The organism is Vibrio sp. 1402 (assembly GCF_033340275.1).
The window spans coordinates 446090-461243 of record NZ_JAWOWE010000001.1 but is presented as its reverse complement, the minus strand read 5'-3'; the positions used below and the strand labels follow the sequence as shown (position 1 = coordinate 461243).

Annotated in this window: 16 protein-coding genes; 8 read left to right on the top strand and 8 right to left on the bottom strand. The window is 44.1% G+C overall.

All coding sequences use genetic code 11. The features are described 5' to 3' along the window. Nucleotides 1–110 precede the first annotated feature (110 nt). Complete coding sequence (locus R7044_RS01885; protein ID WP_017635183.1) at nucleotides 111–659, bottom strand: hypothetical protein; 549 nt, start codon at nucleotides 657–659, stop codon at nucleotides 111–113. Between the two features lie 103 nt (nucleotides 660–762). Here R7044_RS01885 and R7044_RS01880 point away from each other — a divergent pair, with 103 nt between their 5' ends. The 4 genes from R7044_RS01880 (at nucleotide 763) to secF (ending at nucleotide 4987) form a co-directional block, all read left to right on the top strand. Further along, nucleotides 763–1431 carry an SH3 domain-containing protein gene (locus R7044_RS01880; protein ID WP_005385650.1) on the top strand — a complete coding sequence of 223 codons (669 nt, stop codon included), beginning with the start codon at nucleotides 763–765 and terminating at the stop codon, nucleotides 1429–1431. 168 nt (nucleotides 1432–1599) lie between these two features. Beyond that, entirely contained in the window at nucleotides 1600–2079 is a 480-nt protein-coding gene (locus tag R7044_RS01875) for a hypothetical protein (protein ID WP_033906372.1), read from the top strand. A 164-nt stretch (nucleotides 2080–2243) separates the two neighbouring features. Further along, the gene (gene secD, locus R7044_RS01870; RefSeq protein ID WP_017635185.1) at nucleotides 2244–4082 is read left to right on the top strand and encodes a protein translocase subunit SecD; all 1839 of its coding nucleotides are present in this window, start codon (nucleotides 2244–2246) and stop codon (nucleotides 4080–4082) included. 2 nt (nucleotides 4083–4084) lie between these two features. Further along, a complete protein-coding gene (gene secF / locus R7044_RS01865; RefSeq protein WP_005373567.1) occupies nucleotides 4085–4987 on the top strand; it encodes a protein translocase subunit SecF in 903 nt (300 codons plus the stop codon). Nucleotides 4988–5045: 58 nt separating this feature from the next. Here secF and R7044_RS01860 read toward each other — a convergent pair whose 3' ends face one another. Both R7044_RS01860 and R7044_RS01855 read right to left on the bottom strand, forming a co-directional pair. Further along, a complete protein-coding gene (locus R7044_RS01860) occupies nucleotides 5046–5312 on the bottom strand; it encodes a hypothetical protein (protein ID WP_005373566.1) in 267 nt (88 codons plus the stop codon). Between the two features lie 15 nt (nucleotides 5313–5327). Then, complete coding sequence (locus tag R7044_RS01855) at nucleotides 5328–5948, bottom strand: LysE family translocator (RefSeq protein ID WP_021035942.1); 621 nt, start codon at nucleotides 5946–5948, stop codon at nucleotides 5328–5330. A gap of 739 nt (nucleotides 5949–6687) precedes the next feature. Between R7044_RS01855 and R7044_RS01850 the strand changes: the two genes are divergently transcribed. From R7044_RS01850 to phaC, 4 genes are all read left to right on the top strand, one after another. Further along, nucleotides 6688–7428 carry an SDR family oxidoreductase gene (locus R7044_RS01850; protein WP_005373555.1) on the top strand — a complete coding sequence of 247 codons (741 nt, stop codon included), beginning with the start codon at nucleotides 6688–6690 and terminating at the stop codon, nucleotides 7426–7428. A 12-nt stretch (nucleotides 7429–7440) separates the two neighbouring features. Beyond that, complete coding sequence (locus R7044_RS01845) at nucleotides 7441–8649, top strand: acetyl-CoA C-acetyltransferase (RefSeq protein ID WP_033906557.1); 1209 nt, start codon at nucleotides 7441–7443, stop codon at nucleotides 8647–8649. A 44-nt stretch (nucleotides 8650–8693) separates the two neighbouring features. Continuing rightward, nucleotides 8694–9041 (top strand): phasin family protein, encoded by a 348-nt coding sequence (locus tag R7044_RS01840; protein WP_005373550.1) that lies wholly within the window; start codon nucleotides 8694–8696, stop codon nucleotides 9039–9041. 66 nt (nucleotides 9042–9107) lie between these two features. Next, nucleotides 9108–10883 carry a class I poly(R)-hydroxyalkanoic acid synthase gene (gene phaC, locus R7044_RS01835; protein WP_205391223.1) on the top strand — a complete coding sequence of 592 codons (1776 nt, stop codon included), beginning with the start codon at nucleotides 9108–9110 and terminating at the stop codon, nucleotides 10881–10883. A gap of 170 nt (nucleotides 10884–11053) precedes the next feature. On the opposite strand, the gene R7044_RS01830 is transcribed toward phaC, so the two are convergent. From R7044_RS01830 to R7044_RS01810, 5 genes are all read right to left on the bottom strand, one after another. Beyond that, complete coding sequence (locus R7044_RS01830) at nucleotides 11054–11188, bottom strand: TIGR02808 family protein (protein WP_005373546.1); 135 nt, start codon at nucleotides 11186–11188, stop codon at nucleotides 11054–11056. A gap of 11 nt (nucleotides 11189–11199) precedes the next feature. Beyond that, nucleotides 11200–11778, bottom strand: a complete 579-nt coding sequence (locus R7044_RS01825) for a NapC/NirT family cytochrome c (protein WP_005373542.1) — start codon at nucleotides 11776–11778, stop codon at nucleotides 11200–11202. Between the two features lie 28 nt (nucleotides 11779–11806). Further along, the gene (locus tag R7044_RS01820; protein ID WP_005389061.1) at nucleotides 11807–12262 is read right to left on the bottom strand and encodes a nitrate reductase cytochrome c-type subunit; all 456 of its coding nucleotides are present in this window, start codon (nucleotides 12260–12262) and stop codon (nucleotides 11807–11809) included. Between the two features lie 78 nt (nucleotides 12263–12340). Next, the gene (gene napA / locus R7044_RS01815; RefSeq protein WP_005389060.1) at nucleotides 12341–14830 is read right to left on the bottom strand and encodes a periplasmic nitrate reductase subunit alpha; all 2490 of its coding nucleotides are present in this window, start codon (nucleotides 14828–14830) and stop codon (nucleotides 12341–12343) included. Next, complete coding sequence (locus tag R7044_RS01810) at nucleotides 14827–15135, bottom strand: chaperone NapD (protein WP_005373535.1); 309 nt, start codon at nucleotides 15133–15135, stop codon at nucleotides 14827–14829. Before R7044_RS01810 ends, napA begins: the two co-directional genes overlap by 4 nt. Nucleotides 15136–15154: the final 19 nt, after the last annotated feature.

Sequence of the window (15154 nt, the reverse complement as noted above, 5' to 3'; positions counted from 1 at the left end):
CCATTATTTACATTTGATATCATTCACGACTAAGGAAAGATAAAAAGCACGAATAACGTCCAATATTGGAGTGAAAAACCAACATCGTCTATTCAAAACTGGCTCTGTTTTTACTTCGAAACATCTTGAGCGTATTGAAGCGCTCGGGCTTCTTTATCATAGACTTGTGACAGAGTTTGATATTGTGAAGAGAGGCGCTTGTAATCTTCAGCAAGTTCCAAAGCGTTGGTGTTATACCATTCCGCAGTTATTTGATTGGCTGTTTTGTTTGACTCGCGGCACTTCTGGGCCAGTATCTCCCACCCATTTGCTGACCATTGGGATTGTGTGCTCAATTTAAGCAGCTGATTCGCTTTAGTTGTGAGCTCTTCTTTGTATTGAATCGATGCTTTTAATTGCGCTTTGAACACATTTTGGTTCGACTTGGCACGCCAAAGTAGCACGAGCTCATGCAGTGAAAAGGTTTCGGACAATAACTGACGCTGTTTATGTTCGGTCAAAAGTGTATTGAATACCTCAACATGCTGATTGTAATTGGACTCTAAACGATTGAATTGGGTAAGATTGTCATTCCACGACGATGGGTTACATTGAATATTGGCGTGCCCCGTTATCGGGAACAGAAGAAATAGTAGTATCCAATTGAGTCTGTTGATCATTATTGCTCGCGTTAGTTGACCTGCTCTTTTGAGTATATACCCAAATTTCTACGACATGCGTGCTGCTGGTGGGATAAGAATAAAGAATGAAAAGGAAAAGGGCATGAAGAAAATTCTCGTCGCATTGATTGTCATGCTGTTGCTCGGCGGAGCGGGGGCTGGATACTATTTCTTCTTTATGCAGAAAGATGAACCTGAAGCACCAAAGGCTACACAAGTCGAGCAATCGTCACTGCAAAAAGAAACATCTAAACCGATTCTGGATTTAGAAGCCGTTCCCCCGGAAGTTACCGAGTACTACGTTATTGAGCGTCGTGTCAATGTTTACAACAAGCCTAACCCTAATGCTTTAGTTGTCGATACGCTCTATAAGGGAGAAAAAGTATCGGTGTTAGAAAAAGTAGATGGGTGGTACCGAATCTCCGGCTATCTTGTCTATGAAGAGGGTGGAGAAGAAAAAGCCGAATGGTTGAATGCTGAAGGGTTATCGGATGCAGAGCCAGTTATTAAAGAGCAAGAGCGCTTAGAGATATTGGATGAATACCTACAGAAGTCGGATGATTTAAAAGTTCACTTGGATATTTTCCGTAAGAAAACACAGCAATTGTTAGACGATGAAACCTGTGATCCGAGTGATTTTGAGGAGCTCGGAGGCTGGGTTCGTTCTGTGACGTTCAAAAAGCGCAACGTTTACTTCATCTATTGTGGCGGTTTGGAGCAAGAGAACAAGATCTACTTAGATGTTGATAAGGGCGATATTTTTTATCGATAACTCACGACCAATTACACTAGTTCTCTAAAGACGTTTTGATAAATGCAATAACGATGCAAACCTGAAATCAGAGATTTATAACTTTTTAGTTGTGAACCATAATCAATAGGAATACTATCAACGAGTCAAGTGACCTAACTTGGCTCTTTGTGTTTTTAGTGAGTTCCTATGTCTTGGATTTACCTTAGAAAGTTGATTTTGCTGCTATTTGCAATGGTATTGCTACCAGTGCATGTATCTGCTGCGCAAATCGACCACAAGGCTCACGTACCGCACTTTTCTAAGCTACAACCTTTTGTAGCCGCAAGTGTATCGCCAAACTCTTCCGTCGATTTTTCTGAAGTCTCAGAAGAAAGCTCTCAATCTCCAGTATCTGAAGGCCATGCAAGTCTCGATTCCGTTGCTTTGTTTAACTCTCAGCGCTGGACGTCTTACTTACGGGAAGGGCTTGATGACGAGCACGTAGATTTTGTCGGCGATCTCACTACTCCGTTTTACGCTGATGCGGGTTACGCATACAGCTTGATGGACATTAACTGGCGTCACAACCAGTCCACATTTTATCATTTCACAAGCGATCATCGCATTTCTGGTTGGAAAGAGACCAATGCCATGTACGTCGCACTCAATAGTCAGTTTTCTGCCTAAACACCATTTATTTGCACCATTGTGCACTCTTAACACGACGATTGTATTCGACAGGACGTGAGCGTTCTGAGCATTTCATACCCTGAATTTATTCTGGGAGCATCTGTCGTGTGTTAAGCCTTGTTATTAAAAGCTTCACTTCATCGTGAAGGGATGATGTTTACATGAAAAAAACACCAAAGCAGCAAAAGAACAGAAAGCTGATGAATCACTACTCAGCTTGGAAATATGTAGTATTAATCACGACGGTCATTATTTTAACCCTAAGTGCTATACCAACTTGGTTTGGCGAACAGCCTTCTATCCAGTTGACGTTTTCGGAGCAAAACAACAGTGAAATGTCGGTTGTTCATCTGAATCAACTGCTAAAAACCAACCATATTTCAGCCGACAAAATCATCGAAAAAGACGGCAAAACAACCATTGTATTCGATGGTGAAGATGCGCAAAGTAAAGCTCGTGTGTTGTTAAACAAAGAGCTAAATAAAGACGACAGCATCACTTTCTCATACGTATCGGTTGCGCCAGAATGGTTGAATGAGATGGGCTTTAGCCCAATTAAGCTCGGTCTTGACCTTCGTGGTGGCGTTCAGTTCTTGTTGAATGTTGATGTGAATAAAGCGTTTGAAGAACAACGTGATGCATTGATTGATGAAATCAAAGCGAACCTACGTGATCAACGTGTTCGTGGTGTGCAAGTTCGAGCAGAAAGCGGCAACCGAATTACGGTAAACAGTGACAGCGAGCAAGCATTGTCGGAAGTGAACAAGTTCTTGCGTCAAAATTACCCGGGCTGGATTTCAAAAAGTTCATCTCGTGGCTTTGTGCTTGAACCAAGTGAACAAAATATCCAAGAATTTCAATCGTCGACTCTTCAACAAAACCTGAAGATCATGCGTGGTCGTATTGAAGAACTTGGTATCACAGAAGCACTAGTGCAACGCCAAGGTAAAGAGAGCATTCGAATTGAGCTCCCTGGTGTACAAGATCCTGCTCAAGCGAAAAACGTTATTGGTGCAACAGCAAGCTTGGCGTTTTATGAAGTGAAAGATGCGAGCCAAGCACACAGCAGCCAAGATCTTGTTCTTCAAGATAATGACGGTCGTACTGTGATTTTGGCAAAACGACCAGTTCTAACGGGCGAGCACATCGTGAACGCTCGTGCTGGTGTCGACAAAATGGGCATGTCAGAGGTAAATATTTCTCTTGACCACGCTGGTGGTAAGAAAATGAGTGACTTCTCAGCAACTCACATCGGCAAGCCAATGGCGACCGTTTACCGAGAGTACAAAACAAACGATCGCGGTGTAACTGAGCGTAGTGAGCGCGTTATCAGCGTCGCAACTATTCAATCTCAACTTGGTAGCCAGTTCCGTATTACTGGGGCAGGTAGCATGGACGATGCACAGCAGTTAGCGCTATTACTTCGTGCGGGTTCACTAACTGCGCCGGTTACTATTGTGGAAGAGCGAACAATCGGTGCTTCTCTGGGGGCAGAAAACATTGAAAACGGTTTTGCAGCACTGGCTTTAGGTATGGGACTAACACTGACCTTTATGGCACTTTGGTACCGCCGCTTAGGTTGGGTAGCAAACGTGGCGCTTTGTGCCAACATGCTTTGTTTGCTTGGCTTAATCGCCTTGTTACCAGGAGCGGTTCTAACGCTTCCGGGTATTGCCGGTTTAGTGTTAACCGTCGGTATGGCAGTAGACACCAACGTTATTATCTTTGAACGTATTAAGGACAAAATGCGTGAAGGTCGCAGCTTCGCTCAAGCGATTGATCTTGGCTTTGACAGCGCATTCTCGACCATCCTTGATGCCAACATTACTACCATGATCACCGCCGTGATTTTGTACGCCATCGGTAATGGCCCAATCCAAGGCTTTGCCTTAACACTCGGATTAGGTTTGTTAACCAGTATGTTTACAGGCGTATTTGCCTCTCGAGCAATGATCAATTTAATTTGGGGCCGCGATGCCCGTCGTGATGTGAGGGTTTAATCATGGTCGAAATGCTAAAACAAAATATTCGTAAAATTCGCTACTTTACTACGCTAGTTTCCATCATTTTAACGGTGATCGCGATCGTCGCTCTAGGCTTTAAAGGGTTGAACCTAGGTTTGGACTTCACTGGTGGTATGGTGACAGAAGTAAAGGTAGATAAGCAGCTAACTAACCATGATCTGCTTGACGTTCTGCAACCAAAGCTTGGTGAATCTGCGTCAGTGACACGCTCTGGTGAAGATGGCCGTTGGGTGATTCGTTACTCTGCGCCGGAAGATGGACAAACGTTGCCAAGTGTAGAAGAGGTGTTGAAGCCAATCTCTCACCAAGTTGATGTTGTCAGCAACAGTATAGTTGGCGCTCAAGTTGGCCAAGACTTGTTTGAACAAGGTGGCTTAGCATTGTTGATTTGTGTGTTGAGTATTCTCGGTTACTTGTGTTTCCGTTTTGAGTGGCGTTTGGCCAGTGGTTCACTGTTTGCTTTGGCCCATGATGTGATCTTAGTGCTTGGTTTCTTTGCAATTACTCAAATGGAGTTCAACTTAACCGTTTTTGCTGCTGTGCTGGCGATTTTAGGTTACTCATTGAATGACTCGATCATCATTGCAGACCGAATCCGTGAGCTGTTGATTGCGAAACAGAGTTGGAAAACAGAAGACATCAATGACCAAGCTGTTATCGCGACGTTTTCACGCACTATGGTGACATCTGGTACGACATTGATCACTGTTGGTGCATTATGGATTATGGGAGGAGCGCCTTTGGCTGGTTTCTCAACCGCCATGTTTATTGGCGTTCTGTCGGGGACATGGTCTTCGATTTCGATTGGTACTGTGCTGCCTGAGTGGTTGAAACTGGAGCCGAAACATTATCTTCCAGTTGAGATCGACGCTGCGCCGTAGCATTATTTTTAAGGTAAAAGTGCTTGCGCCACTCATCTTGAGTGGCGCTTTTTTGTGCTTATTTCACGCGCATCAAGCGATGTTTCACAAGTCCCAAGTCGAACTCTAAGACTTGTGAGCGCTTCATTGCTTCGACTTTATTCAACATTGGCTCTTGGTAGCCTTTCTTCTTCATCCACTGAAGAGGTACAGAGAAAGCATCTTCATTAACGACATAAGACTCGCCTTTATGCTCACCGCTATAGACGTTCACAACCCAAACTCGGGCTTGAAAGTCCAATACTTCACCCATGACTTTAGCTATTTTATTCAGAATATTTTTCATTGTTTCCAGTTTGCCTTAGCTTAGTAGCAACCAGACACCAACTCCCATCATTAAAGTGCCTGCGATACGGTTCATTAGACGTACATTCTTAGACTGACCTAATACGTGTTTCAACCCTTTACCACCAGTAGCGTACAGAGACATGCAAATGAACTCAAACAGTAAAATAATGGAGACAAGTATGATCAGTTGCGGTGCAAGCGCTGCGTTTTGGTCTATAAAAGGCGGTAAAAGAGAAATCATAAATGCCCAGCCTTTTGGGTTTGCGATTGCGGTAACGAAGCCTTGCATGATCAGTGCGATATTGTCACTCTTTGGTGTTTCTAAGTTGTCGACATTAATCGCAAGTTTCCCTCGCGATCGCCACATTTCAACTCCAAGATAGAGTAAATAACCGCCACCAATGAACTTTAACGCGATAAACATCCAAGGATAATTGAGCATAATCGCAGCGATACCTAACACCGCAGAGACTGACACCAGCGCAACACCGAGAAGCTCTCCTATCATCATCCATAACGTGCGACGATAACCGATACTCATACCTAACGTTAGGGCGAGAGTCATGCACATACCAGGCGTGATTGAGACAAAAAAGAAAGTAGGGATGAACATACTGAGCAATGCAAGATTCATATCTGTTGATGATTTAGTGATTAAAGAGAAGCCACAAAGATAGTGCAAAGTGGAAAAGGATGCTACTACAAAGCGAGCGATTACTTTCACTAGTAGCTAGTTGATGTTCTTCGAATATATAAATTTAAAATGAAATTATATTTTAATCTATGCGTCATAATAGTGCGTATTGCACCAGTATGAGACAAGCTCTTATATCATTTTTAGATTAAATATATTCAATTTATTATATTTTATCGGTATTAATCATCATTGTATTAAAATAATCGAATTGATAACTAAATTATCATTAAATGCAGTAATTAAATGATATGTTTGATAATTATTTTTACCGATAATTGAATTATTATTCTAATCTCAAGTTTGTTGTAATCATATAGGCTTAAAATTCAGATCTTAAATCATGACATAATGTAACTTCTACCATTCTGTATGTAAGTTCATGATATTTAATAATTATGTTTCTATTTCTGTTGGTGTGGCTTTTGTGGAAGTGTGATTTAAAACAATGACTTATGTAAAATTAACCATTTTATAACATTTCACGGGTAATGAGATCTAAATCAATCTTATGCAATTGGGTGAGTTTTTTATTTGAAATGTAATATTTCTAGGTTAACTTAAAATAAAGGCAGCACGGGATTGGTTGTCAAAAGAATAAATAAACACGTCAGTTGGTGAACTATTTCATCAGTGTATTAAGTTTGCTTTTTAAATGCCGTTAAGAATGGAGTCTTCAATGAAGAAAGTCGCTTTGATCACTGGATCAAAAGGCGGAATTGGTTCTGCTATTTCCTCTCAATTAGTCAATGACGGTTACCGTGTAATCGCTACTTATTTCACAGGTAACTACGAATGTGCGCTGGAGTGGTTCAACAGCAAAGGGTTTACCAAAGATCAGGTTCGCCTTTTTGAGTTGGATGTAACAAACACGACAGAGTGTGCAGAGAAATTGGCGCAATTGCTTGGGGAGGAGGGAACCATTGATGTTGTTGTCAACAACGCAGGAATCACACGTGATGGCGTGTTTAAAAAGATGACTGCGCAAGCTTGGAATGATGTCATCAATACCAACCTCAATAGTTTATTCAACGTTACGCAACCCCTCTTCGCTGCAATGTGCGAAAAAGGCGGTGGTCGTGTCATCAATATCTCTTCAGTCAATGGTCTTAAAGGGCAGTTTGGTCAAGCAAACTACTCGGCGGCGAAAGCTGGGATGATCGGTTTCTCTAAAGCCTTAGCATACGAAGGTGCTCGCTCGGGTGTGACAGTTAATGTTATCGCTCCGGGTTACACGGGTACGCCAATGGTTGAGCAAATGAAGCCAGAAGTGCTGGAATCCATTACGAACCAAATTCCAATGAAACGTCTTGCGACACCAGAGGAAATTGCAGCATCAGTGAGCTTCTTGGTCAGCGATGCGGGCGCCTACATCACCGGAGAGACTTTGTCGGTGAACGGCGGCTTATACATGCACTAAGGAGAGAAGATGATGGAAAAAGTATTTATCGTAGCGGCGAAGCGTACTCCAATTGGTGCTTTTGGTGGTAGCCTGAAAAATACTTCTGCTGGCGATCTGGCAGCAGTAGCGATTAAGGGCGCGTTGGAAGCGGCAAAGTTGCCTGGCGACAAGGTTGACGAAGTGATTGTTGGCAACGTTGTTGGTGCAGGTCAAGGAATGGGTGTTGGCCGCCAAGCGGCACTGTTTGCGGGGATTCCTGAATCTGTTCCTGCATATGGCGTAAACATGGTTTGCGGTAGTGGCATGAAAACGGTCATGGATGCCGTGTCCCATATCCGTAGTGGCGATGCTGAGATCGTTGTTGCAGCGGGTGTTGAAGTCATGTCTCAGATTCCGTTTGCTGCACCAAGCAGCATTCGTGATGGCAACAAAATGGGCAATCTGGAGCTAAAAGATCTGCTCATAGCGGACGGTTTAACCGATGTTTACAACCAATATCACATGGGTGTGACGGCAGAAAACGTAGCAAAACAAATCGGCTTAACTCGCCAGCAGCAAGACGAATACGCGCTGTCTAGCCAACAGAAAGCGGTAGCCGCTATCGAAGCTGGCAAATTTCAAGACGAAATTGTGCCAGTGGAAGTAAAGCAACGCCGTGAAACCGTGATGTTTGATACGGATGAATACCCAAAAGCGAACGCGACAATGGAAGCCTTAAGCAAGCTACGTCCTGCTTTTGACCGCGAAGGCACTGTGACTGCGGGTAATGCATCAGGCATTAACGATGGAGCGAGTGCGATTATCGTGGCGTCTGAAAGCGCAGTTAAAGCGCATGGATTAACGCCGCTTGCTGAAATCGTAAGCTATGCGCAATCGGGTCTTGATCCGAAGATCATGGGCCTAGGTCCTGTTGAGTCGGTCAATAAAGCACTCGAAAACGCAGAACTCACAGTAAATGATATCGACGTTTACGAGTTAAACGAAGCATTTGCAGCGCAAGCACTTGGCGTGATTCATCAGTTGGCGGAAACAAACCAAGTTCCAGTTAACGCGATTCAAGATAAAGCGAACTTTAACGGTGGTGCTATCGCGCTAGGACACCCGCTTGGTGCATCTGGAAACCGAATCTTAGTCACGCTGGTTCACGAGCTTCATAAGCAAAATGGTCAATATGGCGTTGCTTCACTTTGTGTGGGCGGCGGCATGGGCACGGCTGTGGTTGTAAAGACAGTTAAGTAATTATTTAAACGGACATTTTTAATTCTTTCTCTAGGAGACAAACCATGTACACAGATTTCTTCAAAACATTTAGCGATCAAACTGAAAAAAATCTAGAACCTTACTTGAAGTTCAACAAGCTAGTGACAAAAAACGTAGAAGTGTTGACCGAGCTTCAATTGAACGCCATTCGCACATACAGTGAAGTGGGTCTAAACCAGATGAAAGCAGCGACAGAAATCAAAGACGTAACGTCATTGACTGCTTTCAACAGTCAGCAACTAAGCGTACTTACTAAACTTTCTCAACAAATGATGGATGACAGCAACAAGCTTCAAGCGATTGCAAAAGAGTTCAAAGAAGACGTTGAGAAAATGACTTCGGAAAATCTAAAGACTGTTACTCCAGCGTAATTTGTCCGATTCTCGCCGCCCCTAGATTTGGGCGGCGTTGTTTTTTCCGAATATAGGAGTAAGACTATGTTTCAACACTTCTTTTCGGACTATCTTGTGAAGCTTCAGGAAACCAATCATCAGTGGTGGCATGATTTCGAAGTGAACAAGGCAGTCGTGAACTCTCCTTTAAACAAGGCCATGCAAGAAGTGAACTTTGAGGATACTGCCAAACTGTTCGAACAAGCTGCGAATCAGCCTGCTGCGATTTTAAAGCTGCAAGCACAGTGGTGGGAACAGCAGCTGCAAATTTGGCAGAATGTTGCATTGGCAGGGAACCAAGCACAAATCGTCGAAGCTGAAAAAGGGGATAAGCGTTTCTCAAACGAAGCGTGGCAAAATGAAGCCATGTATAGCTTCATCAAACAATCCTACCTTTTATTTAGTAAGACCTATCTGGACACCATCGAGTCTTTGGAAGGCTTAGATGAAAAGACGAAAGAACGTATTATTTTTTTCTCTCGCCAAGCCATTAACGCCCTTTCTCCTTCCAACTTCATCGCCACTAACCCAGAGCTTTTGAAGCTGACACTTGAGCAAAACGGTCAAAACTTACTGGCAGGCTTAGAGCAGTTGAAAGAAGACGTTGAGTCGAGCGCAGACATTTTAAAAATTCGTATGACGAATAACAATGCATTCCGCGTGGGAGATGACGTTGCGACGACACAGGGCAATGTGGTTTTTCAAAACGAATTGTTTGAGTTGATTCAATATCGACCTCTAACAGAGAAAGTGAATGCGACGCCGCTGCTCATCGTCCCACCTTTCATCAATAAATACTACATCCTTGATTTAACAGCAAAGAACTCAATGGTTCGATGGTTGTTAGAGCAGGGGCATAGTGTATTTATGATGTCTTGGCGCAATCCAGGCAAGGCACAAGCGCACATAGAGTTTGGTGACTACGTGACAGAAGGCGTAGTGAAAGCCGTCGCTGCAATTGAAGATATAACAGGACAAGAGCAAATCAATGCTGCTGGTTATTGTATCGGTGGTACTGTTTTAGCAAGCACGGTTGCCTACTACGCTGCAAAACGTATGAAGAAGCGCATTAAGTCTGCCACTTTCTTCACCACGTTGCTCGACTTCTCTCAACCAGGTGAAGTCGGCGCGTATATCAATGACACCATTGTTAGTGCAATTGAAGCGCAAAATAACACAAAAGGGTATATGGACGGCCGTTCCTTAAGCGTGACGTTTAGTTTACTGCGTGAAAACAGCTTGTACTGGAACTACTACGTCGACAATTACTTGAAGGGTAACAGTCCGGTTGATTTCGACTTGTTGTACTGGAATAGCGATAGCACCAACGTCAGCGCTGCATCTCACAATTTCTTGCTTCGCGAGCTCTATTTAGAGAACAAGCTGGTGCAAGATAAAGGCGTCAAAATTGGTGGAGTATGGATTGATCTAAATAAGATCAAAATTCCTAGCTATTTTGTGTCAACGAAAGAAGACCACATTGCGTTATGGCAGGGAACTTACCGTGGTGCGCTGAACACGGGTGGTAACAAAACGTTTGTCCTCGGTGAATCTGGTCATATTGCGGGCATCGTGAACCCTCCAGCTAAAAATAAGTATGGTTATTGGTTGAACGATAATTTGGATGACTCTGCTGATGAGTGGTTGAATAACGCGGAACACAAAGAGGGATCGTGGTGGACACACTGGAACGAGTGGTTACTCCAATTCAACCCTAAAGAGCAAGTTGAGCCTTTCCCTATTGGCTCAGAAAACCATCCGGTTATTGATGAGGCGCCAGGACAATACGTCAAACAGGTTCTGCCAGTAAAAGAATCTTAAACGACTCCCTATAGCAGTAAATCTTAGCGGCCTTTATGGTCGCTTTTTTTATGTATGATTGCTTGTTTGTTGTTGGCAAGTACCATTGATTAATAAATAAAAAGCGCCGAGCATTTGCTCGGCGCTCAGTGTCAACAAATAGGCTAGTTGACGAGTAGAGATGCGTTACGTTACACCTCTTTATCCTTACCAAATGACAGCAGCCAGAGAGAGATTGCTGCTACCGCCACAAAGCCGGAAAGAATAATCACTGGCATAGCACTGTAGCCAAGGATATGCCAAATTACAGATTCTAATGTACTCATGGTAAGTCTCCTTAGTGCCAGCCTTCAACGCCGCTCATGTCTGGTAGTTTGTGCGCAATACCTTTGTGACAGTCTACACATGTTTTCTCGCCTGAAGCGAGAGCGGTGGAGTGTTGTTCTGCCGCACGTGATCCTTGCTGAGAGTAATCCATGAAATCAAACTCATGACAGTTACGACATTCAAGAGAGTCATTCTTTTTCATACGTGCCCACTCTCGCTCTGCGAGGTGTCCACGACGCTCTTGGAACTTCTCTGGCGTATCGATCGTCTTCGTTACGAAGTGTGCAAATAGCTCTTTAGATGCCTGTACTTTACGAACGATCTTATCCGTCCATTCATGAGGAACGTGACAGTCTGAACAAATCGCACGAACACCAGAACGGTTGGAGTAGTGAATTGTTTCTTGAATTTCAGCAACGATCGGCGCGTGACAGCCAGAACAGAATTCTTCTGTGTTGGTTGCTTCCATACCTGTGTTGAATGCGCCCCAAAATAGAAGGCCACCAGCGAAGCCTAGAAATAAAACCACACCAGCGGCAGCTTTACTCGGGCTCGACAGTCTCTTCCAAAACGCTTTAAGTATTTTCATAAGTAACCTCTTAGTACTCGCGTTTCAATTACTGAAGCGAATCGACTGCCTTAAACTCGTTTTCCACTAGTGGTTTTGCATCCGTTTGTGGAACGTGACATTGCAAACAGAAGTAACGACGAGGAGACATATCTGCCAGTACCGCATCTTCTCTGTTTACATAGTGCGTTACGCTAATTTTAGTCGCACCTGACTCTTTTGCATTTTTCCAGCTATGGCATGCAAGACACTTGTTAGCATTTAACGAAATTTCGTAGTGACGAATGCTGTGTGGGATCAACGGTGGTTGATAAACATAGCTGTCTTCAACAATTTGATCTTTAGGGAAGTCTTTGAACTCGTCTGCTGGACGCGTATCTTCCAATTGAGACATTCCACGTAAAGATTCTAGACCTCCAATACCACCTGGATTATCCAACTCAGCTTGCGCAATGCCTGTCACTAACGCACCTACAGATAAAACTGCGACAAGTAATTTTTTCATCATTTCATCTCCGCCTTTATGGCTTAAATTCTTTATTAGGCCGCCATAATGACGGCCGTAGCATTCAGTATCTGAAGGTTAAGCAATCTTAGTGATTTTGACTGGGCACTTCTTAAAGTCTGTCTGTTTAGACAGTGGATCAGTCGCATCTAGGATAAGCTTGTTAATCAAAATACGTGCATCAAAGAACGGTACGAATACCAAGCCTTTTGGCGGACGGTTACGACCGCGAGTTTCAACACGAACGCGTACTTCACCGCGTTTGTTTGCCATGAGTACTTCTTCACCACGACGAACATTGCGTGCTTTTGCGTCTTCTGGGTGCATGTAACACACTGCGTCTGGTACTGCTTTGTATAATTCAGGTACACGACGAGTCATGGTGCCTGTGTGCCAATGTTCAAGAACACGACCAGTACATAACCACATATCAAATTCATCGTTCGGTACTTCTGGTGGCGCTTCGTATGGCGCGGAAATGATCTTCGCTTTGCCGTCAGCATTGCCGTAGAAGTCCCAACCAGAACCTTCTTTCGCGTATGGGTCTGAACCTTCTTTAAAGCGCCACTGTGTTTCCTTACCATCAACAACAGGCCAACGTAGACCACGTACTTGGTGGTAGCGGTCGTATGGAGCCAAATCATGCCCGTGACCACGGCCAAATGTTGCGTATTCCTCAAACAGACCTTTTTGAACATAGAAACCGAAGTGGTGAGCATCGTCATTCAGTTCACGAGCTTCTTCGATAGGGAATTTGTCGACGTTACCATTGCGGTAAAGTACGTCGTACATTGTTTTACCACGGTATTGAGGCGCTTTCGCTAGAAGCTCTTCAGGCCACACTTCTTCCATTTTGAAGCGTTTCGAGAACTCCATTAGTTGCCAAAGGTCCGATTTTGCTTGACCGACTGTGCCCACTTGTTGGTACCAAGCTTGGGTACGACGCTCTGCGTTACCGTAAGCACCTTCTTTTTCAATCCACATTGCGGTAGGAAGAATAAGGTCTGCTGCTTGTGCTGTTGCTGTCGGGTATGGGTCAGACACAACGATGAAGTTTTCTGGGTTGCGGTAACCTGGAAGACGTTCTGTGTTGATGTTTGGACCGGCTTGCATGTTGTTGTTACATTGAACCCAGTAACAGTTCAGAACGCCGTCATTCAGCATACGGTCTTGCAATACGGCGTGGAAGCCAGGTTTTGGTGGAATCGTACCTTCTGGCAGTTTCCAGATGTCTTCTGCAATCTTACGGTGTTTAGGGTTAGCAACCACCATATCCGCTGGTAGGCGGTGAGCAAACGTACCAACCTCACGAGCGGTACCACATGCTGATGGTTGGCCCGTTAGTGAGAATGGGCTGTTCCCCGGAGTCGAGATCTTACCGGTTAGTAGGTGGATGTTGTAAACCAAGTTATTCATCCATACACCACGAGTATGCTGGTTCATACCCATCGTCCATAGAGACATCACTTTCGTGTTTGGATCCGCGTATTGCTTCGCAAGCTCGATAAGCTTCTCTTTCTCAACACCAGAGATTTCAGATGCTTTCTCTACTGTGTATGGCGCTACTGATTTCTTGTACTCTTCGAATGAGATAGAAGTGAGTTTGCCAGAGTTCGGGTTCTTCGCTGCTTTTTGTAGCGGATCGTCGTCACGTAGACCGTAGCCGATGTCAGTGTCTGCTTGAGTGAAGTTCGTGTGTTTGTTCACGAAGTCCCAGTTTACTGCATCGTTTTCGATGATGTAGTTTGCGATGAAGTTAGCAATTGCAAGGTCAGACTGAGGATTGAAAATGTAGCCGTGGTCAGCCAACTCAAATGAACGATGGTAGTAAGTAGAAAGCACGTTCACTTTAACGTGAGGGTGGCTTAGGCGGCGGTCAGTAATGCGAGTCCATAGAACCGGGTGCATCTCTGCCATGTTTGAGCCCCAAAGAACGAAAGCGTCTGCGTTCTCGAAGTCATCGTAACAACCCATTGGCTCATCGATACCGAATGCGCGCATGAAACCTACAACGGCAGAAGCCATACAGTGACGAGCGTTTGGATCAATGTTGTTTGATCGGAAGCCTGCTTTCATTAACTTTGACGCAGCGTAGCCTTCCATTACTGTCCATTGGCCTGAGCCAAACATACCTACGCTTGTTGGGCCTTTTTTCTCGAGGGAAGCTTTCCATTTCTCAGCCATGATGTCGAAAGCGTCATCCCAAGAGATAGGTGTAAATTCACCATCTTTGTGGAATTTGCCATCTTTCATTCGTAGCATCGGTTGAGTTAGACGGTCTTGACCGTACATGATCTTAGAAAGGAAGTAACCTTTGATACAGTTCAGACCTTTGTTTACTGGTGCTTCTGGGTCACCCTGTGTTGCTACCACTTTGCCGTTTTGAGTGCCAACAAGAACAGAACAGCCTGTACCACAGAAACGACAAGGTGCTTTGTCCCATGTGATTTTGGTTTGATCAGAGCTTGCAATCAGGTTGGCTGCAGATGCTGGTAGTGTCACACCTGCGACAGCAGCAGCTGATGCAGCCGCGTTTGCTTTCACAAACGCACGTCTTGTCATTTTCATACTTCACCCTCGATTTGGGAATGTTGTGTTCCAGTGTCTTCTTCATCCGTTTCTTCAAGCCCAGTTTCGATTTGGTGATAAACCAATACCGTGCTTAAGACGTTCGGTAAATTGTTAATGGCATCGATAGTGTCTGTGATGAAACCTTGGTTCTCAGTTTCAAGTACGACGATAATCTTGCCTTCAGGACTGTCACCATAGATTTCCGCATTTTCGTGTGCTTCTATCTTTTGTTTGATTTCGTCCAAATGTTCCGGCAGCACATGTACTACCAAACTTGAAATATGCACTTCATTTAGTGACATATAGCTCTCTCATTTATTT